Source organism: Bradyrhizobium sp. Leo78, assembly GCF_059512425.1.
Window position 1 is genome coordinate 1 of sequence record NZ_JCAMOT010000002.1, and the last position, 18,705, is coordinate 18,705.

Sequence of the window (18,705 nt, forward strand, 5' to 3'; positions counted from 1 at the left end):
CGATCCGCCCCTCATCTTGGGTGAGACGCGCGGAGTTAAATCACTGATTTGCCCGACGGCGAAAGCGGAATGTTTTTTGCGCGAGGGGTGGACAGACTTTCGGTGATTTGCCCGTCGGGTTGTTATGTCGCACCCAAACTAGCCACATCGTCATTGCGAGCGGAGCGAAGCAATCCATAGCGCCGCTTGTGGAGACGTGGATTGCTTCGCTGCGCTCGCAATGACGGGACTGTCATTCCGGGGCGACGCTAAGCGTCGAGCTCGCAATGACGACGGAGGTGGCGGCGATGTTGTCGGTCAACGACCGAGAGCGTGGAATGCTGCCCGCAGCTACGGGCGGCTCAGCTCACGCATACCGGCCGTGGCAGTGCTTGTACTTCTTGCCGCTGCCGCAAGGGCAATCCTCGTTGCGGCCGACCTTGCCCCAGGTGGCGGGGTTGTTGGGATCGCGGTCGGAGGGGGCGGCCTTCGGCACCAGCGAGGCGTTGGCGAAGGACATCTCGTCCTCGCCGGTGTTGGGATCGAGCTTGTGCGCTTCCATCGCCGGCAACACCGGCTGCTGCTCCTCCGGCGGGATGATCTCGACCCGCATCAATTGCGCGGTGACGGCCTCGCGCAGATGCGAGCTCATCTCCTGGAAGAGGTTGAAGGCTTCGGTCTTGTACTCCTGCAGCGGATCGCGCTGGCCATAGCCGCGCAGGCCGATCACCTGGCGCAGATGGTCGAGCATGATCAGGTGCTCGCGCCAGAGATGGTCGAGCGTCTGCAACAGGATCGTCTTCTCGACGTAGCGCATCACGTCGGGGCCCCATTGCGCGACCTTGGCCGCCATGCGCTCGTCGACATGCTTCTCGATCCGCGCCAACAATTCCTCGTCGGCGATGCCCTCTTCCTTGGCCCATTCGTCGACCGGCAGGTCGATATCGAGCACGCGCTTCAATTCGTCCTTCAGGCCAGCCGCATCCCACTGCTCGGCATAGGCATGCTCCGGGATATGCTTGGCCACCAGATCCTCGATGAAGGCGTGGCGCATGTCGGTGACGGTCTCGGCGACGCTCTCGTCCTTCATCAGTTCGACGCGCTGGTCGAAGATCACCTTGCGCTGGTCGTTCTGGACGTTGTCGAATTTGAGCAGGTTCTTGCGGATGTCGAAGTTGCGCGCTTCGACCTTCTGCTGCGCCTTTTCCAGCGCCTTGTTGATCCAGGGATGGATGATCGCCTCGCCCTCTTTCAGGCCGAGCCGGGTCAGCATGCTGTCGAGCCGGTCGGACCCGAAGATGCGCATCAGATCGTCTTCCAGCGACAGGAAGAATTTCGAGCGGCCGGGGTCGCCCTGGCGGCCGGAGCGGCCGCGGAGCTGGTTGTCGATGCGGCGGGATTCATGCCGCTCGGAGCCGATGATGTAGAGGCCGCCGGGCTTGGTCACCGTCTTCGCCGGCTTGCTGCCCTTGGCGGGCTCGACCTCGACAACCTCCTCGGCCTTCAAGACGATCTCGCGGAAGCGCTCGATGTCGGCCTTGATCTGCTCGATCTTCTGCGCCTTCTCGGCTTCGTCAGCGATCGAGGCCGTCTCCTGCTGGATCCGCATCTCGAGCGAGCCGCCGAGCTTGATGTCGGTACCGCGGCCGGCCATGTTGGTCGCGATCGTGATCGCGCCGGGCACGCCGGCTTCGGCGACGATATAGGCTTCCTGCTCGTGGAAGCGCGCATTCAATACCGCGAACAGCTTGGCCGGCTTGCCGGCGCGCGCCGCGGCATAGAGCTTGTCGAGCGCGCCGTGATTGCTGAAGTCGATCTGCTTGTAGCCGTGCTTGCGCAGGTACTCGGCCAGCACTTCGGATTTCTCGATCGAGGCGGTGCCGACCAGGACCGGCTGCAGCCGCTTGTTGGCGCGTTCGATCTCTGCGAGGATCGCGGCATATTTTTCGGTCTGCGTGCGATAGACCTCGTCGTCCTCGTCGAGGCGCGCCACCGGCAGGTTGGTCGGGATCTCCACGACCTCGAGCTTGTAGATGTCGAACAATTCGTCGGCTTCGGTCGCGGCCGTGCCGGTCATGCCCGCCAGCTTCTCGTACATCCGGAAATAGTTCTGGAAGGTGATCGAGGCGAGCGTCTGGTTCTCCGGCTGGACCTGGACGTGCTCTTTGGCTTCCAGCGCCTGGTGCAGGCCTTCCGAGTAGCGGCGACCCGGCATCATGCGTCCGGTGAACTCGTCGATGATGACGACCTCGCCGTCGCGAACGATGTAATCCTTGTCGCGGGTGAACAGCGTGTGCGCGCGCAGCGCCTGGTTGACGTGGTGAACGACCGAGACGTTCTCGACGTCATAGAGGGAGTCACCCTTGAGCTGGCCGGCATCGCGCAGCAGCCCTTCGAGCTTTTCCATGCCACCTTCGGTCAGCGTCACCGTGCGCTGCTTCTCGTCGACCTCGTAGTCCGACTTGTCGAGCTTGGGAAAGAACGTGTCGATGGTGTTGTAGAAATCCGAGCGGTCGTCGAGCGGACCGGAGATGATCAGCGGCGTCCGCGCCTCGTCGATCAGGATCGAGTCGACTTCGTCGACGATGGCGTAATAGTGCCCGCGCTGGACCATGTCCTCCAGGCGGTACTTCATGTTGTCGCGGAGGTAGTCGAAGCCGTATTCGTTGTTGGTGCCGTAGGTGATGTCGCAGCCATAGGCGGTCTTGCGCTCGGCATCGTCGAGCCCGTGGACGATGACGCCGGTGCTCATGCCGAGGAAGGAATAGATCTGGCCCATCCAGCCGGAGTCACGGCGGGCAAGGTAGTCGTTGACGGTGACGACATGGACGCCCTTGCCGGCAAGTGCGTTGAGATAGACCGCGAGCGTCGCCACCAGCGTCTTGCCTTCGCCGGTCTTCATCTCGGCGATGTCGCCCTCATGCAGCACCATGCCGCCGATGAGCTGCACATCGAAGTGGCGCTGGCCGAGGGTGCGCTTGGCGGCCTCCCGGACGGTGGCGAACGCAGGAACCAGGAGGTCATCGAGCGTCTTGCCGTTCGCCAGCTCCTGCCGGAATTCGGCGGTGCGGGCCTTCAACGCCTCGTCCGAAAGCTTTGCGAGCTCGGGCTCCAATGCGTTGATGGCGTTGACGCGGGCCTGATAGCCCTTCACCCTCCGGTCGTTGGCGGAGCCGAACAATTTGCGGGCGAGCGCGCCGATCATGCGTAGTTCCTGTTCTTCTGCGTTGCAACCAGAGCGTGGTGCCGCCGATTGTCTATCAACTCACCGTGACGCACCCCGGCAACGGCCCCAACCTGGGGCCCGATCCGCCAATTAAGTGGGAAGCAAGCAATCCAAGGTTCAACGGCCAAAAACGTAAGCAAAATGAGCGCTATCGCCATTGACACGATGGGCCAGAGATATGGCCCGCTCCGGGGGTTGTCAACGCTCGGCAGGATGTCAAGGAATTCATCATTTTGTCAGACTTTTCGCGTTGCCAAGGCGGCTTGATTGGGCGAGTGTCCGCCCCGCTCAAGAGAAGTTCCCCCTGTTCGAGACAAGTTAAGGATTTTGCATGACCACGTCGTTCGCGGAAATGAAACCCGGCTTGCGTATCGGCCTCGCATCCCTGGCCGTGACCGGCTCGATCGCCGCGGTTCTCGCCTTCGGTCTGCCGGTCCGTGCTGAGGATTCCAACCCGGTGCTTGCCAAGGTCAACGGGCAGGAGATCCGCCAGAGCGATGTGGCGATCGCCGAAGAGGAACTTGGGCCGAGCCTGCAGCAGATGGACCCTGCGACGCGGAAGGATAACCTCCTGGCCTTCCTGATCGACATGAAGATCGTCGCCAAGGCCGCCGAGGACAAGAAGGTCGACAATACCGACGAGTTCAAGAAGCGCCTCGCCTTCACCCGCAACCGCCTCCTGATGGATAGCCTGCTTGCCAGCGAGGGCAAGGCGGCGACCAACGACGACGCCATGAAGAAGGTCTATGAAGAGGCCTCCAAGCAGATCACCGGCGAGCAGGAAGTGCATGCCCGCCACATCCTGGTCGAGACCGAGGACGAGGCCAAGGCAATCAAGGCCGAGCTCGCCAAGGGCGCCGATTTCGCCGAGCTCGCCAAGAAGAAGTCCAAGGATCCCGGCGCCTCCGATGGCGGCGATCTCGGCTTCTTCACCAAGGAGCAGATGGTGCCGGAATTCTCTGCCGTCGCCTTTTCGCTCGAGCCGGGCAAGATCTCCGACCCCGTGAAGTCGCAGTTCGGCTGGCACATCATCAAGGTCGAGGAAAAGCGCAACCGCACCGCGCCGCCCTTCGACCAGGTCAAGAGCCAGATCGAGACCTATGTGACCCGCAAAGCGCAGGCCGACTATGTCGCCAAACTGCGCGAGGCCGCCAAGATCGAGCGCATGGACAAGCCGGAAGAGACCGCCAAGAGCGACGCCAAGCCTGCTGATACGACGGCCCCCGCCGCCAAGCCGTCCGACTCCAAGATGGCGCCGCCGGCGAAGAAGTAAGAATTCGCTGTCACTTCAGCGAAGCCAATAGTATCTACACTCGTCATGGCCGGGCTTGTCCCGGCCATCTACGTCTTGGCGCCTCGCCGGCCGGGAAAAGGACGTGGATGGCCGGGACATCTTGCGCGAAGACGCGCTTCGCGCTTTAGCCCGGCCATGACGATTGCGCCTCCCTGATTGGAATCCGCCATGTCCACCGCCGTTTCTCCCCTCGCCCCGACAGACGTTCCCGATTTGCCCGCGATTGCGGGCGTCAGGCTTGCGACGGCGGCCGCGGGCATCCGCTACAAGGGGCGCACCGATGTGCTGCTCGCGGTGATGGACAAAGGCACCGCCGTCGCCGGCGTCTTCACCAAGTCGAAATGCCCGTCAGCCCCGGTGGAGTGGTGCCGCGCCAAGCTCGGCAAAGGCGGATCTTCTAAGGGCGGATTTGCACGCGCGCTGGTGGTCAATTCCGGCAATGCCAATGCCTTCACCGGCAAAACCGGCAAGCAGTCGACCGCGCTGACCGCGCAGATCGCCGCCAAGGCGGTCGGCTGCGGCGTCAATGAGGTGTTTTTGGCCTCCACCGGCGTGATCGGCGAGCCGCTCGATGCGACCAAGTTCGACGGCGTACTGGCGACGCTGGCCGAGCAAGCCGGGCCCGACGACTGGATGGGCGCGGCGAAGGCAATCATGACCACCGACACCTTCCCGAAGGTCGCGACCGCGACCGTGAAGCTCGGCAAGGCCAAGGTGACGATCAACGGCATGGCCAAGGGCGCCGGCATGATCGCGCCTGATATGGCGACGATGCTGTCGTTCATCTTCACCGACGCGCCGCTGTCATCAGCCGCGCTGCAGCAGCTCCTGAAGAGCGGGGTCGAGGACACCTTCAACGCCGTCACCATCGACGGCGACACCTCGACATCCGACACGCTATTGGCATTCGCGACCGGCACCGCGGCCGCGAACGGCGCGCCGAAGATCAGCCGCGCCAGCGACCCGCGCCTGAAAGCATTCGCAAAGGCGTTCCGCGATGTGCTCGCCAACCTTGCCGAACAGGTGGCGCGCGACGGCGAAGGCGCGCGGAAACTGGTCGAGATCATCGTCGATGGCGCGACGACCAAGGCTTCCGCTCGCAAGATCGCGATGTCGGTGGCGAACTCGCCGCTGGTCAAGACCGCGATCGCCGGCGAGGATGCCAATTGGGGCCGGGTGGTGATGGCGGTCGGCAAGGCCGGCGAGCCCGCCAACCGCGACAAGCTCTCGATTTCCTTCAACGGCATCCGCGTCGCCAAGAGCGGCGCCCGCGATCCCTCCTACAACGAGGCGGAAGTGTCGCAGGCGATGAAAGAGCCGAAGATCCAGATCAAGGTCAATCTCGGCCTCGGCAAGGGCCGCGACCGCGTGCTGACCTGCGATCTCACCAAGGAATATGTCGCGATCAACGGCGATTATCGGTCGTAATTCTATGTAGTATGGGTAGAGCGCAGCGAAACCCATCATCGCACGGCTTGCTCCGTCGCGATGGGTTTCGCTGCGCTCTACCCATCCTACGATTCAGCAAGCGTGTAATGCATGACCGATATCAAACTCACCCTCGTGGTTGCCTGCGCGCTCATCGATGCCGACAAGCGCGTGCTGCTGGCGCAGCGGCCTGCCGGCAAGCCGATGGCGGGGCTCTGGGAATTTCCGGGCGGCAAGGTCGAGGCCGGCGAACGGCCGGAAGCGACGCTGATCCGCGAATTGCATGAAGAACTCGGCATCACCGTCGCTGAGCCATGCCTGGCGCCGCTGACCTTCGCGAGCCACGCCTATGAGACGTTTCACCTGCTGATGCCACTCTATATCTGCCGGCGTTGGGACGGCATGGTGACGGCGCGCGAGGGACAGAACCTCGCCTGGGTCCGCGCCAACAAATTGCGCGACTATGAGATGCCGGCGGCGGACATTCCGCTGATCCCGCATCTGATTGATCTGCTGTTGTAGGTTTGCTCGCGACAGGGCCGCCGCACCCTCACTCATCATGCGCGGGCTTGACCCGCGCATCCATCTTCGAAAAAGGCTCTTTCCAGATCGATGGATCGCCGGGTCAAGCCCGGCGATCACGGCTGCGGTATTCGGCGTCAGTCGCGTTTTGCCCGCTTCACCGCCTCTGCCAAACTCGCTTTCGCCGAACCCGGGCGCAGCGGTTTTTGCTGGCTTTCATGCGGTGCCCAGCCGGACAGCCAGATCACGTCGAAGGTGGCGCGGATGCGGCCGTCAGGATCGGCGAAGCGCTCGGCATAGATTTGCGCCAACCGCAATAGCGTGGCGCGGCGGGTTGGCGCGCGGCGCCGCTCGACCAGGATATTGGTGGCGCCCATGCGCCGCAATTCCTGCATCAGCGCGAAGGCGTTGGCGTAGCGCACCACGATGCGGTCGACGTCGGTCACCGGCAGCGCGAAGCCGGCACGCTGCAACAGCGCGCCGATGTCGCGCAAATCGGCGAATGGCGCCACGCGCGGCGACACTCCGCCCTCGCATTCGGCTTCGGCCGCGGCGAAGGATTGCCGAAGCTCGGTCAACGTATCGCCGCCGATCATCGCCGCGAGCAACAGCCCGTCGGGCCTCAGCGCGCGACGCAGCTGCGCGAGCACGCCGGGAAGATCGTTGACGAACTGGAAAGCGAGCGCGGAGACCGCAAGATCGAGCGAAGCCGGCTGCAGCGGAAGGACTTCGGCAGCCTCGAACGCAACCTCGCGGACGGACTTGCATCGCGCGCGCAAGAGATCATGGAGCGCATTGCCCGGCGTCCAGATGTCGGCGGCATCGGCAAACTCCCGCGTGACCGCCTGCAAACGCTCCGCCATGTCCTCGCCGACGCGCTCGAGCAGGAAGGTGACCGGCGCATCGCGCCGCGCGCGCTTCAGCCGCGCCGCGAGCAGCGAACGATCGAACAACACAGGTGTGGTCGGATTTGCGGCCATGCCCGCTGGTTACGCCCTGCCTTCGCCTCTGGCAACGCAATGCTTGAGCTGACACGATCATGAGGCTAGCCTCGGTCCATGGGCGCCGAGGCATCACCATCCCGCTCCATTGCAGGCCATCTGCGTGGCGCGCTGAGCGTTGCGCAGGGAGCATGGACGCATGCAGCACGGCTGATGCTCGACATCGCGCTGCCGACGCTGTGCGTTTCGTGCCGCGAGCCGGTCGATGGCGAGGGCGTCTGCGCCGCCTGCTGGGCCAAATTGTCGTTCATTGCACCACCGTTCTGCCCGCGGCTCGGCATTCCCTTCGTCTACGACCCCGGTCCGGAGCTGTTGTCGATGGAGGCGATCGCCAGTCCGCCGGCCTACCAGCGCGCCCGCGCCGCGGTGCGCTATGACGACGTCGCGCGCACGCTGGTGCACGCATTGAAATACCAGGACCGCACGGACCTCGCGCCAGCAATGGGCCGCTGGATGGCGCGCGCGGGGAAGGAATTGCTTCGCGAGGCCGATATTTTGGTACCAGTTCCCCTGCACTGGCGGCGCGGCTGGAGCCGCCGCTACAATCAATCCGGCGCGCTTGCCCGCGTCATTTCGCGCCAGAGCGGCGTCGCGCTCGCCCCCGATGCGCTGCGCCGGGTGCGCTCGACCGAGCAGCAGGTCGGATTGTCGCGGGCGCAGCGGGCGACCAATGTCCAGGGTGCTTTCAAAGTGGGGCCGGACCGCGCGGCCGAAATCCAGGGCCGCCGCGTGATCCTGGTCGATGACGTCCTGACCTCGGGAGCGACGGTCGACGCCTGCGCGCGGGCGCTTCTGCGCGCCAAGGCGGCACAGGTCGATGTGCTGGTGTTCGCCCGGGTTGTCGATAGCCACAAAACTCCCATATAATCCCGGACAAAATCACAACCGAGCGCACCATGACCGCTGCGATTGAAATCTATACCCGCCCGGGCTGCGGCTACTGCAGCGCGGCCAAGTCGCTTCTGACCCGCAAGAAGGCGGCGTTCACCGAATTCAACGTGGCCAGCGACGCGGCCTATCGCGACGAGATGTACAAGCGGGCCGGCGCCGGTTCGACCTTTCCGCAGATCTTCATCGGCAGCACCCATGTCGGCGGCTGTGACGAGCTCTATGCGCTCGACCGCGAGGGCAAGCTCGATGGTCTCTTAGCCAGCGAAGGCGTGGCCTGATGAGTGCCGACAGCACCTTCACCGCAGCCATGGTGCAGATGCGCACCTCGCTTCTGCCGGAGCCGAGCCTCGAGCAGGGCATGAAGCTGGTGCGCGAGGCGGCAGCGCAAGGCGCGGACTATGTGCTCACGCCCGAAGTGAGCAACATGATGCAATTGAACCGCAAGGCGCTGTTCGAGCATCTGGCGACGGAAGAGGACGACAAGTCGCTGAAGGCCTATCGCGCGCTGGCAGCCGAATTGAAGATCCATCTGCATATCGGCTCGCTGGCACTGCGCTTCTCGCCGGAGAAGGCGGTGAACCGCTCCTTCCTGATCGGCCCGGACGGCAATCTGCTCGCCAGCTACGATAAGATCCATATGTTCGACATCGATCTGCCCGGCGGCGAGAGCTACCGCGAATCGGCCAATTACCAGCCGGGCGAGACTGCTATGATCTCCGATCTGCCCTGGGGCCGGATTGGATTGACGATCTGCTATGACGTGCGCTTCCCGGCGCTGTACCGCGCGCTGGCCGAAAGCGGCGCGTCCTTCCTCACCGTACCGTCCGCCTTCACCCGCAAGACCGGCGAGGCGCATTGGCACATTCTGCTCCGCTCCCGCGCCATCGAGACCGGCTGCTTCGTGTTTGCCGCCGCGCAAGCCGGCCTGCACGAGAACAAGCGCGAGACCTATGGTCATTCGCTGATCATCGATCCCTGGGGCGAGATCCTCGCCGAGGGCGGCGTCGAGCCGGGCGTGTTCCTGGCGAAGATCGATCCGGCCAAGGTCGAGACCGCGCGCAGGGCGATTCCCTCGCTGCAGCACGGACGGCGTTTCACCGTCGCCGACCCCAAGGCAGGTCCGGAGCATCTGCACCTCGTCCGGGGCTCAGCATGATCCGCTACAACCTGCGCTGCGAACGGGGCCACGCTTTCGAAAGCTGGTTCCAGACTTCGTCGGCTTACGATTCTCAGGTCCGCCGCAAGCTCGTGACCTGCCCGACCTGCGGCTCGTCAAAGATCGAGAAGGCAATCATGGCGCCGCAGATCGTCGGCAAGAAAGGCCGCGAAAGCGCAGCGCCTGTGCCGGCCGAGCAGCCGGCGGCAGCGCCGGCCGAATCGACGCCGCTGATGATGGCGCAGGAGCGCGAACTGCGCGCCAAGCTGAAGGAATTGCGCGACCACATCGTCAAGAACGCCGACAATGTCGGCGACCGCTTCCCCAACGAGGCGCGCAAGATGCATTACGGCGATATCGAGCACCGTCCGATCTACGGCGAAGCTTCGCCGGAGGAAGCCCGCTCGCTGATCGAGGAAGGCGTCGAGGTCTCGCCGCTGCCGGTGCTGCCGGACGACCGGAACTGATCCTCACGCCGCGATCAATAGCGCCACACCGATCACGATCAGGACGATGCCGGAAAACTCGCGCGGCGAGATCGGCTGCTTGAATGAATAATACGCCACGCCTTGCGCGAACAAGACTTCGATCAGCGCCAGCGTTCGCACGTTCGCCGCCGCTGTCAGTGCGAAGGCAAGGAACCAGAATTGCGAGGCGAACGCGCCCATGAAGCCCGCCAGCATCGATGGCCGCCATAATCCGAGGATCGCCTTGAGCACCCCGGGCGCCCGCAGCAACAGATAGATCGACAGCACCAGCGTCTGCACGAACAGGCCGAACACCAGCGTATAGGACGACGCCGTCACGAAGGAGACGCCGGGCACCGCGATGATCGCGCCCCGGAAGCCGATCGCCGACAGCGCAAACGCAGCCGCAGCGACCAGGCCCATGATGGTCGGCCTCAGCTCCGCAAACCCCTTCTCGCCGCCGGGCCGAAGTGCGGTGATGACGACGCCGATGGTCGCGATCAGGATCGCGATCACCTTCAGCAAGGTGAGATGATCGCCGAGAAAGACGAAGCCGAAGATCGCGGTCTGGATCGCCTCGGTCTTCAGATACGCCGTCGTCACCACGAAGGAGCGCTCGTTCATCGCCAGCAGCATCAGGCCGGTGCCGACGATCTGGCTGAGCGCACCGAGCAGCAGCCACGGCCAGAACGCCACCGGCGGCCACGGAGCGGAATCGCCGGTCACCACGATGACCAGCGCAAAAAACAGGATCGAGAACGGAAAGCCGAACAGGAAGCGGATATTGGTCGCGCCCCAGGTCCCGAGCGGCCCGGTCAGCGACCGCTGCATCGCATTGCGCGCAACCTGCCCGAGCGCAGCGACGATGGTGAAAGGAATCCAGAGCCAGGAAATCGTCAGCATGTGCGCAAGAATCGCGGGCGGGCGGGGAAAACGCTCTCACCGTGCCGGGCGCCGCGCGCGCGGTCAACCGGAACAGCGCATGACAGGATTGCGCTGCGGCGCCTCATCATTGCGAGCGGAGCGAAGCAATCCATGCTTCCGCGAGTGGCACTATGGATTGCTTCGCTCCGCTCGCAATGACGGCTTCGCGGGAAATTGCTTACCCCTCCTCCGCGACCACCATGTAGTTCACGTCCATGTCCGAGGAGATGTTCCATTGGTCGGCGAGCGGGTTGTAGACCACGCCGGCCTGGTCGGTGATGGTGAGGCGGTTGTCTTGCAGATAGTGGGCGAGTTCGTCGGGGGTGACGAACTTGCTCCATTGATGGGTGCCGCGCGGCAGCCACCGCAGCACATATTCGGCGCCGACGATCGCGAGTGCAAAGCTCTTCCAGTTGCGGTTGAGCGTCGAGAGCACCATCAGGCCGCCGGGCTTGAGCATCGCCGCACAGCGCTTTAGGAACACGCCGACGTCGGTCACATGCTCGACCACCTCCATCGCCAGCACGATGTCGAAGCGCTCGCGCGCGTCCATTTCTTCCACCGTGGTGCAGCGATAATCGATCGCCAGATGCCCCCTGTCGGCATGCAGTTTCGCGGCGGCGATGTTGGAGGCCGAGGGATCGATCCCGATCACTTGGGCGCCGAGCCGGGCCAGCGGCTCGCACAATAGCCCGGCGCCGCAGCCGATATCGAGGATGCGCAAGCCGGACAGGCAGCTCAGGCTCCTGACGTTGCGGTCGAACTTGCGGCACGCGGCATCGCGGATATAGCCGAGCCGTAACGGATTGATCTTGTGCAGCGGCGCCATCTTGCCGCGCGGATCCCACCACTCCGCCGAGAGTTTTGAGAATTTTGCGACCTCGGCCGGATCGACTGTGGTGCCGGAAAAGTCAGACTGCATAGCCATGATGCGCGCGCCCCTATCGCGCCGTGATGTAACTACGGAATGCGAGCGGCGAAGCAATCATTTTGATCGTCTTCTGCCCCTCGCCGACGCCGAGAATTCTCACATTGCCGTAGTTGAGGATACGGCCAAGAATGCTCTGGGAGACGTCGACGCTCTCAACTTTGTCGAGGCTCATTTCAAACGTCTCGCGCTGAATGAACCCCTCTTTGTGCACAATCCGCAAATTGGTCACATCGGTCTCGGTGGTCCAGCGATGGAACCAGGCGGTCACCGTCTTGTACAGGGCCGCGAGCGCCGCGATTCCGCTCAGCGCCAGGCAAAGCACCGCCGGCGCGCCGGTTGGGACCATGTAGGCCAGAATCAGGAACACGATCGCCACGACCCAGCCGGCAATGGCCGGCAGGAAGAAAATCCAGTGCGCGTTCGTCGAATACAGCACCCTCTCACCGGGCTGCAGGATCTCGTCGATATACCGCCCCATACAAACGCCTCAGTTACCGCCGCGCCCCCGCCACGGACGGCGCCAGGAACCCGCTTGCCCCCGGCCGCTTCGCTATGTATACGCGCGTTTCAGCCCGTGCTTGGGTTAAGCACGGGCAATCTACCTATCCTCACAGGGAATGCACGCGTCGTCATGGGCCGCCTCGTGATGAAGTTCGGCGGCACCTCCGTCGCCAATATCGACCGAATCCGCAACGTCGCACGCCATGTCAAACGCGAGGTCGATGCCGGGCACGATGTTGCCGTGGTGGTCTCCGCCATGTCCGGCAAGACCAACGAATTGGTGGCCTGGTGCAGCGAGGCTTCCCCGATGCACGATGCACGCGAATATGACGCGGTCGTCGCTTCCGGCGAGCAGGTCACTTCGGGCCTGCTGGCGATCACGCTGCAGAGCATGGGTGTCCAGGCGCGCTCCTGGCAGGGCTGGCAGATCCCGATCAAGACCTCCGACGCGCACGCCTCGGCGCGCATCCTCGATATCGACGGCACCGAACTCATGAAGCGCTTCAAGGAGCGGAAGGAGGTCGCGGTCATCGCCGGTTTCCAGGGCATCAATCCCGAGACCGGCCGCATCACCACGCTCGGCCGCGGTGGTTCCGATACCTCGGCGGTGGCGATTGCAGCGGCGGTCAAGGCCGACCGCTGCGACATCTATACCGACGTCGACGGCGTCTACACCACCGACCCACGCGTGGTGCCGAAGGCGCACCGGCTCGATAAGATCGCGTTCGAGGACATGCTGGAATTGGCCTCTCAGGGCGCCAAGGTCCTTCAGGTGCGCTCGGTGGAACTTGGCATGGTGCACAACATGCCAATCTTCGTCCGCTCCAGCTTCGACAAGCCTGAAGATATCGACCCGCACGGCACGCCGCCGGGAACGCTGATCTGCAGCGAGGAGGAAATCATGGAAATGCACGTCGTCACCGGCATCGCCTTCTCCAAGGACGAAGCCCAGATTTCCGTGCGCCAGATCGAGGACAAGCCGGGGGTGGCAGCAGCGATCTTCGGCCCGCTCGCGGATGCCAACATCAATGTCGACATGATCGTGCAGAACGTCTCCGAGGACGGCAAGACCACGGACCTTACCTTCACGGTTCCGGCGAGCGACTATGGCCGCGCCCGCGACACCATTACCGCGGCCAAGAGCAAGATCGGCTACCAGCGCTTCGACAGCGCCACCGACGTCTCGAAGGTCTCCGTGATCGGCAGCGGCATGCGCAGCCATGCCGGCGTCGCCGCCAAGGCCTTTGCCGCGCTTGCCGCGCGCAACATCAACATCCGCGCCATCACCACGTCCGAGATCAAGTTCTCGGTGCTGATCGATGCCGCCTATACCGAGCTCGCGGTGCGCACACTGCACACGCTGTACGGTCTCGACCAGGCCTGAGGGCCACCTCTCCTGAAGGGAGAGGTTCCGCACGGGGCGGGCCTCATGGTTCGAGACGCGCCGCAAGCGGCGCTCCTCACCATGAGGGTCTAAGATTCCGCCGCGAAACCAGACCTCATCCTGAGGGGCGCGCAGCGCGTCTCGAAGGATGGGCCACGAAGGAATCGCCCGCCAAGTTCTATTTCATAGGCGATAGCCCTGCCCTGAAAGGGGAGGGTAAAGGGCCCCTCCCTGTAGGAGAGGTGGAACAGCTCAAGCCCACGTTTCTCGCTGTTGCGAGTAAGAATTTCTCTTAGCTACCGCAGCATTGGGCTGACAGAGACGTTATATCTTTTGGCAGGCGTTTTGCTTGGCAAAACAAGCCTCGATTGGCTATACGGCCTGATCGGAGGGTGCCGCAAACTGTGTCACAGTCTTGGCGAATCCGATTCGGCCGGGTTGCGAGGTTGCGGCGGCGCCGATGGATAAAATTGTTGGATTAATCGAGTTTCTCGCCAGTTGCCGGCCACACGGCCTGCTGGTCATGTGGGGGAGGGTTGCAACCTATGCGGAGCGCTTCGGGAGGTCCCCGCGTCCTGTTGAGACGGCTCCGCGAAACCATGGCGGAGCAGGTCTCAGCCCAGGAGCGGCTGGACAAGATCGTGGTCCTGATCGCGGCCAATATGGTGGCCGAAGTCTGCTCGGTCTATGTCCTGCGCGTCGATAACACCCTCGAGCTCTACGCCACCGAAGGTCTGAACCGCGACGCCGTCCACAGGACGGTGCTCAGCGCCCATGAGGGCCTGGTCGGCCTCGTCGCCAGCGAGGCCACGCCGCTTAATTTGAGCGACGCGCAAAGCCACCCGGCCTTCTCCTATCGCCCGGAAACCGGCGAAGAGATCTATCACTCCTTCCTCGGCGTGCCGATCCTGCGCGCCGGCAACACGCTCGGCGTGCTGGTCGTGCAAAACCGCGCCAAACGCACTTATGTCGAGGAAGAGGTCGAGGCGCTGCAGACCACCGCCATGGTGCTGGCGGAGATGATCGCCTCCGGCGAATTGGCGGCGCTGGCGCAGCCGGGCGCCGAACCTGCGGCGCGGCATTCCCTACACAAGACCGGCGCCATTCTCTCCGAGGGCATCGCGCTCGGCCATGTCGTGCTGCACGAGCCGCGCGTCGTCATCACCAACTATATCGCCGAAGACCTGCCGAAGGAGATCAAGCGGCTGGATGCGGCGCTGACCAAGCTGCGCGCCGATCTCGACCGGCTGCTGGAGCGCGGCGACGTCGCCGACGGCGGCGAGCATCGCGACGTGCTCGAAGCCTATCGCATGTTCGCCAACGACCAGGGCTGGTCGCACAAGCTGCATGAGGCGGTTGCCACCGGCCTCACCGCTGAAGCCGCGGTCGAGCGCGTGCAGTCCGACACCCGCGCGCGCATGCTGCGCTCGACCGATCCTTACCTGCGCGACCGCCTGCACGACCTCGAGGATCTCGGCCATCGCCTGATGCGGCAACTGGTCGGCCAGGACCACGCGCCGTCGCGCGAACAATTGCCCGACAACGCGATCCTGATCGCCCGCGCGATGGGCCCGGCGGCGCTGCTCGACTATGACCGCAAGCGATTGCGCGGACTGGTGCTCGAAGAAGGCACCGCCAATTCCCACGTTTCGATCGTGGCGCGCGCGCTCGGCATTCCCGCCGTCGGCGAGGTGCCGAACGCGCCCGGCATCGCCGATCCCGGCGATGCCATCATCGTCGACGGCATCTCGGGCGAGATCTATGTCCGTCCGTCGTCGGAGATCGAATCCGCCTACGCCGAGCGGGTCCGCTTCCGCGCGCGCCGGCAGGCGCAATATTCGGCCCTGCGCGACAAACCCTGCGTGACCAAGGACGGCCAGCCGATCGAGCTCCTGATCAACGCCGGCCTGACCATCGACCTGCCGCATATCGATGACACCGGCAGCGCCGGCATCGGCCTGTTCCGGACCGAACTGCAGTTCATGGTGAGCCCGAACCTGCCGCGCTCCAGCGACCAGCTCGCGCTCTATCGCACCGTGCTCGATGCGGCGGGATCGAAGCCCGTCACCTTTCGCACCCTCGACATTGGCGGCGACAAGGCACTGCCCTATATGGAGACGGTCGTCGAGGAAAATCCCGCGCTCGGCTGGCGCGCAATCCGGCTCGGCCTCGACCGCCCGGGACTGTTGCGCGGTCAGATCCGCGCGTTGCTTCGTGCAGCCGGCGGCCGCGCGCTGAAGATCATGTTCCCGATGATCTCTGATGTTGCCGAATTCGATCAGGCAAAGGCGATTGTCGAGAGGGAACTGACTTATCTGCGCCAGCACGGTCATTCGCTGCCCGAGCGCGTCGATGTCGGCACCATGATCGAGGTTCCGGCGCTGCTGTACCAGCTCGACGAGCTGTTGAAGCGGGTCGATTTCCTCTCGGTCGGATCGAACGATCTGTTCCAGTTCCTGTTCGCGGTGGATCGCGGCAACGCCAAGGTCTCGGAACGGTTCGACACCCTGTCCGCGCCGATCCTGCGCGCGCTGCGCGACATCGTGCGCAAGGCGCAGGCAAGCAGGAAGGTCGCCTCGCTGTGCGGCGAGATGGCATCGAAGCCGATCGGCGCGCTGGTGCTGATCGCGCTCGGCTACCGCTCGCTATCGCTGTCGGCGACCGCGCACGGTCCGGTGAAGGCGATGATCCTCGAGCTCGACGCGAAAAAGGCCGAAGCGATAATCAACCCGCTTCTGGACGCGCCGGCCGGCAGCGTGTCGATCCGCGAGAAGCTGACGGAATTTGCAGAAGCCGAAGGGCTCACCTTGTAGCGACGCTCTCCTCGACGGCGCCGCCCCTGCCCTTTCCGTTATTTGAGAACCATCCATGCTGCCCGAAGCCAAACTCGATGTCCTGCTCGCCCATCATGCCTCGCTCGAGGCCGAACTGCTCGGCCAGGTGAATTCGGAACGCTATGTCCAGATCACCCGCGAGCTCGCCGAGCTCAATCCGCTGATCGAGGCGGTGAAGGCCTATCGCGCCGCGCGCACCGAGCTCGCCGACACCCAGAGTCTGATCGCCGATCCCACAACCGAGCCCGACATGCGCGGCATGGCGGAGGCCGAGCTCGAGACGCTGCATGCGCGGCTTGCCGAGCTCGAGCAGAAGATCCGCATCGCGCTGTTGCCGAAGGACGCCATGGACGATCGCAACGTCGTGCTGGAAATCCGCGCCGGCACCGGTGGAGACGAAGCTTCGCTGTTCGCGGGCGACCTGTTCCGCATGTATGAACGCTTCGCCGCGCTGCAGGGCTGGAAGGTCGAGGTGATCTCGGCCAGCGAGGGCACGGTCGGCGGCTACAAGGAAATCATCGCCGAGGTGCAGGGCCGCGGCGCATTCGCGAAACTGAAATTCGAATCCGGCGTGCATCGGGTGCAGCGCGTGCCCGACACCGAGACGCAGGGGCGCATCCACACCTCCGCCGCGACGGTGGCCGTGCTGCCGGAGGTCGAGGATGTCGACGTCGACATCAAGAACGAGGACTTAAGGATCGAGACCATGCGGGCGCAGGGCGCCGGCGGTCAGCACGTCAACAAGACGGAATCGGCGATCCGCATCACCCATATCCCGACCGGCATCGTGGTGATGATGCAGGACAGCCGCTCGCAGCACAAGAACCGGGCGTCGGCGATGAACATCCTGCGCTCGCGCATCTACGATGCCGAGCGCCAGCGCGTGGAGGCGGCGCGTTCCGCCGACCGCAAGGAGAAGGTCGGCTCCGGCGACCGCAGCGAGCGCATCCGCACCTATAATTTTCCGCAAGGCCGCGTCACCGATCATCGCATCAACCTGACGCTCTACAAATTGCCGCAGGTGATATCAGGCGAAGCACTCGGCGAATTGACCGACGCGCTGACGACGGAGCACCAGGCAGCGCAACTCGCCGCGCAGGGCGCGGCGGCGTGAGGACTCCCGTAGCCCGGATGGAGCGCAGCGTAATCCGGGGCAGCGAGCCGGACTGCACGAATCCCGGATTGCGCTCCACTCCATCCGGGCTACGCGGGATCGCTCCGTCCTGTGGTTATGGGTCCCTGCTTTCGCAAGGGACGACGGTGAGGGTGTGAGCGCTTTTGTCGGTCTCAATGTCGATGCGGCGCGCCGACAACTCGGCGCACGCTTCAAATCGGCGGCGATCGATTCGGCCGAGCTCGATGCACGCATGCTCCTCGGCGCGGTGCTCAAGCTCGATCTCACCGGCATGATCACGGCAGCGAGCCGGACGCTGACCGGGAATGAAGCAGCAGAATTGGAAGCGTTCGCGCGCCGTCGCCTCGCCGGCGAGCCGGTCGCGCGCATCCTCGGGCAAAAGGAATTCTGGGGACTGCCGCTAAAACTCTCCGCCGCGACATTGGTGCCGCGGCCCGACACCGAGACCGTGGTGGAGTTCGCGATGGAAATTCTCCGCGCGGACGGAGCTTCGGAAAAACCATTGCGGATCGCCGATCTCGGCACCGGCACCGGTGCCATCCTGCTGGCGCTGCTCTCCGAGCTTGCTGCGGCCACGGGCTACGGCACCGACATCAGCACGGAGGCGCTCAAGACGGCGCGCGCCAATGCGCTGATGTTGGGCATCGGCAATCGTGCGACGTTCATCGCCTGCGACTATGCATCGGGCCTTTCCGGCCACTTCGACCTGATCGTGTCGAATCCGCCCTACATCCCATCCGCTGACATTGCCGACCTTACGGTCGAGGTACGCGAGCACGACCCGCTTGCCGCGCTCGATGGCGGCGACGATGGGCTGGATGCCTATCGCGCGCTGATCCCGCAGGCCGCCGGCCTGCTGGCCCCTGGCGCCGCCCTGGTTGTCGAATCAGGCATTGGACAGAGCGAGGCCATTGAAGCTTTGATGACGGGTGCGGGGCTCGTCCCAGCCGGTCCGCCGAGGGCAGATCTGGCGGGCATCCCACGGGCGGTGGCGGGCCGCAAATTGCCGCGATAAAGTCCTATTGGAACGCA

Annotated in this window: 16 protein-coding genes; 11 read left to right on the top strand and 5 right to left on the bottom strand. The window is 64.2% G+C overall.

The genetic code is table 11. The features are described 5' to 3' along the window. Positions 1-346: 346 nt before the first annotated feature. A complete protein-coding gene (secA, locus tag AC5ZG1_RS02450; RefSeq protein ID WP_496131891.1) occupies positions 347-3,184 on the bottom strand; it encodes a preprotein translocase subunit SecA in 2,838 nt (945 codons plus the stop codon). 352 nt (positions 3,185-3,536) lie between these two features. Between secA and AC5ZG1_RS02455 the strand changes: the two genes are divergently transcribed. The 3 genes from AC5ZG1_RS02455 to AC5ZG1_RS02465 all read left to right on the top strand — a co-directional run bounded on the left by AC5ZG1_RS02455 (position 3,537) and on the right by AC5ZG1_RS02465 (position 6,449). Next, positions 3,537-4,478: a peptidylprolyl isomerase gene (locus tag AC5ZG1_RS02455; protein ID WP_130229244.1), complete on the top strand. Its 942-nt coding sequence runs from the start codon at positions 3,537-3,539 to the stop codon at positions 4,476-4,478. 189 nt (positions 4,479-4,667) lie between these two features. Then, on the top strand, positions 4,668-5,927 hold the full coding sequence (argJ, locus tag AC5ZG1_RS02460; protein ID WP_496131892.1) for a bifunctional glutamate N-acetyltransferase/amino-acid acetyltransferase ArgJ: 1,260 nt from the start codon (positions 4,668-4,670) through the stop codon (positions 5,925-5,927). Between the two features lie 111 nt (positions 5,928-6,038). Then, a complete protein-coding gene (locus tag AC5ZG1_RS02465; RefSeq protein ID WP_028164216.1) occupies positions 6,039-6,449 on the top strand; it encodes a (deoxy)nucleoside triphosphate pyrophosphohydrolase in 411 nt (136 codons plus the stop codon). Between the two features lie 137 nt (positions 6,450-6,586). On the opposite strand, the gene AC5ZG1_RS02470 is transcribed toward AC5ZG1_RS02465, so the two are convergent. Further along, a complete protein-coding gene (locus tag AC5ZG1_RS02470; protein WP_496131893.1) occupies positions 6,587-7,429 on the bottom strand; it encodes a methyltransferase domain-containing protein in 843 nt (280 codons plus the stop codon). Between the two features lie 78 nt (positions 7,430-7,507). On the opposite strand from AC5ZG1_RS02470, the gene AC5ZG1_RS02475 reads away from it, so the two are divergent. The 4 genes from AC5ZG1_RS02475 to AC5ZG1_RS02490 are packed head-to-tail and all read left to right on the top strand — an operon-like array spanning position 7,508 to position 9,964. After that, positions 7,508-8,317, top strand: a complete 810-nt coding sequence (locus AC5ZG1_RS02475; protein WP_496131894.1) for a ComF family protein — start codon at positions 7,508-7,510, stop codon at positions 8,315-8,317. A 29-nt stretch (positions 8,318-8,346) separates the two neighbouring features. Beyond that, positions 8,347-8,619, top strand: coding sequence for a glutaredoxin 3 (gene grxC, locus AC5ZG1_RS02480; RefSeq protein ID WP_028164213.1), 273 nt, complete (start codon positions 8,347-8,349; stop codon positions 8,617-8,619). Then, positions 8,619-9,497 carry a carbon-nitrogen hydrolase family protein gene (locus AC5ZG1_RS02485; RefSeq protein ID WP_496131895.1) on the top strand — a complete coding sequence of 293 codons (879 nt, stop codon included), beginning with the start codon at positions 8,619-8,621 and terminating at the stop codon, positions 9,495-9,497. Before grxC ends, AC5ZG1_RS02485 begins: the two co-directional genes overlap by 1 nt. Beyond that, positions 9,494-9,964 carry a DUF1178 family protein gene (locus AC5ZG1_RS02490; protein WP_130229249.1) on the top strand — a complete coding sequence of 157 codons (471 nt, stop codon included), beginning with the start codon at positions 9,494-9,496 and terminating at the stop codon, positions 9,962-9,964. Before AC5ZG1_RS02485 ends, AC5ZG1_RS02490 begins: the two co-directional genes overlap by 4 nt. A 3-nt stretch (positions 9,965-9,967) precedes the next feature. On the opposite strand, the gene AC5ZG1_RS02495 is transcribed toward AC5ZG1_RS02490, so the two are convergent. The 3 genes from AC5ZG1_RS02495 to AC5ZG1_RS02505 form a co-directional block, all read right to left on the bottom strand. Further along, on the bottom strand, positions 9,968-10,867 hold the full coding sequence (locus tag AC5ZG1_RS02495; protein ID WP_130229250.1) for an EamA family transporter: 900 nt from the start codon (positions 10,865-10,867) through the stop codon (positions 9,968-9,970). Positions 10,868-11,066: 199 nt separating this feature from the next. Continuing rightward, the gene (gene ubiG, locus AC5ZG1_RS02500; protein WP_456641466.1) at positions 11,067-11,816 is read right to left on the bottom strand and encodes a bifunctional 2-polyprenyl-6-hydroxyphenol methylase/3-demethylubiquinol 3-O-methyltransferase UbiG; all 750 of its coding nucleotides are present in this window, start codon (positions 11,814-11,816) and stop codon (positions 11,067-11,069) included. 13 nt (positions 11,817-11,829) lie between these two features. After that, entirely contained in the window at positions 11,830-12,297 is a 468-nt protein-coding gene (locus AC5ZG1_RS02505; protein ID WP_028164207.1) for a PH domain-containing protein, read from the bottom strand. Positions 12,298-12,450: 153 nt separating this feature from the next. On the opposite strand from AC5ZG1_RS02505, the gene AC5ZG1_RS02510 reads away from it, so the two are divergent. From AC5ZG1_RS02510 to prmC, 4 genes are all read left to right on the top strand, one after another. Beyond that, positions 12,451-13,704 carry an aspartate kinase gene (locus AC5ZG1_RS02510; RefSeq protein WP_130229253.1) on the top strand — a complete coding sequence of 418 codons (1,254 nt, stop codon included), beginning with the start codon at positions 12,451-12,453 and terminating at the stop codon, positions 13,702-13,704. A 545-nt stretch (positions 13,705-14,249) separates the two neighbouring features. Further along, positions 14,250-16,517 (top strand): phosphoenolpyruvate--protein phosphotransferase, encoded by a 2,268-nt coding sequence (ptsP, locus tag AC5ZG1_RS02515; protein WP_208827534.1) that lies wholly within the window; start codon positions 14,250-14,252, stop codon positions 16,515-16,517. A 55-nt stretch (positions 16,518-16,572) separates the two neighbouring features. Beyond that, complete coding sequence (prfA, locus tag AC5ZG1_RS02520) at positions 16,573-17,652, top strand: peptide chain release factor 1 (RefSeq protein ID WP_028164204.1); 1,080 nt, start codon at positions 16,573-16,575, stop codon at positions 17,650-17,652. Between the two features lie 154 nt (positions 17,653-17,806). Further along, complete coding sequence (gene prmC, locus AC5ZG1_RS02525) at positions 17,807-18,688, top strand: peptide chain release factor N(5)-glutamine methyltransferase (protein WP_496131896.1); 882 nt, start codon at positions 17,807-17,809, stop codon at positions 18,686-18,688. Positions 18,689-18,705: the final 17 nt, after the last annotated feature.

Excerpts from the sequence above, each read along its gene's own strand:
- secA (WP_496131891.1), bottom strand. The coding sequence starts at position 3,184 with ATGATCGGCGCGCTCGCCCGCAAATTGTTCGGCTCCGCCAACGACCGG.
- AC5ZG1_RS02455 (WP_130229244.1), top strand. The coding sequence starts at position 3,537 with ATGACCACGTCGTTCGCGGAAATGAAACCCGGCTTGCGTATCGGCCTC.
- argJ (WP_496131892.1), top strand. The coding sequence starts at position 4,668 with ATGTCCACCGCCGTTTCTCCCCTCGCCCCGACAGACGTTCCCGATTTG.
- AC5ZG1_RS02465 (WP_028164216.1), top strand. The coding sequence starts at position 6,039 with ATGACCGATATCAAACTCACCCTCGTGGTTGCCTGCGCGCTCATCGAT.
- AC5ZG1_RS02470 (WP_496131893.1), bottom strand. The coding sequence starts at position 7,429 with ATGGCCGCAAATCCGACCACACCTGTGTTGTTCGATCGTTCGCTGCTC.
- AC5ZG1_RS02475 (WP_496131894.1), top strand. The coding sequence starts at position 7,508 with ATGGGCGCCGAGGCATCACCATCCCGCTCCATTGCAGGCCATCTGCGT.
- grxC (WP_028164213.1), top strand. The coding sequence starts at position 8,347 with ATGACCGCTGCGATTGAAATCTATACCCGCCCGGGCTGCGGCTACTGC.
- AC5ZG1_RS02485 (WP_496131895.1), top strand. The coding sequence starts at position 8,619 with ATGAGTGCCGACAGCACCTTCACCGCAGCCATGGTGCAGATGCGCACC.
- AC5ZG1_RS02490 (WP_130229249.1), top strand. The coding sequence starts at position 9,494 with ATGATCCGCTACAACCTGCGCTGCGAACGGGGCCACGCTTTCGAAAGC.
- AC5ZG1_RS02495 (WP_130229250.1), bottom strand. The coding sequence starts at position 10,867 with ATGCTGACGATTTCCTGGCTCTGGATTCCTTTCACCATCGTCGCTGCG.
- ubiG (WP_456641466.1), bottom strand. The coding sequence starts at position 11,816 with ATGGCTATGCAGTCTGACTTTTCCGGCACCACAGTCGATCCGGCCGAG.
- AC5ZG1_RS02505 (WP_028164207.1), bottom strand. The coding sequence starts at position 12,297 with ATGGGGCGGTATATCGACGAGATCCTGCAGCCCGGTGAGAGGGTGCTG.
- AC5ZG1_RS02510 (WP_130229253.1), top strand. The coding sequence starts at position 12,451 with ATGGGCCGCCTCGTGATGAAGTTCGGCGGCACCTCCGTCGCCAATATC.
- ptsP (WP_208827534.1), top strand. The coding sequence starts at position 14,250 with ATGCGGAGCGCTTCGGGAGGTCCCCGCGTCCTGTTGAGACGGCTCCGC.
- prfA (WP_028164204.1), top strand. The coding sequence starts at position 16,573 with ATGCTGCCCGAAGCCAAACTCGATGTCCTGCTCGCCCATCATGCCTCG.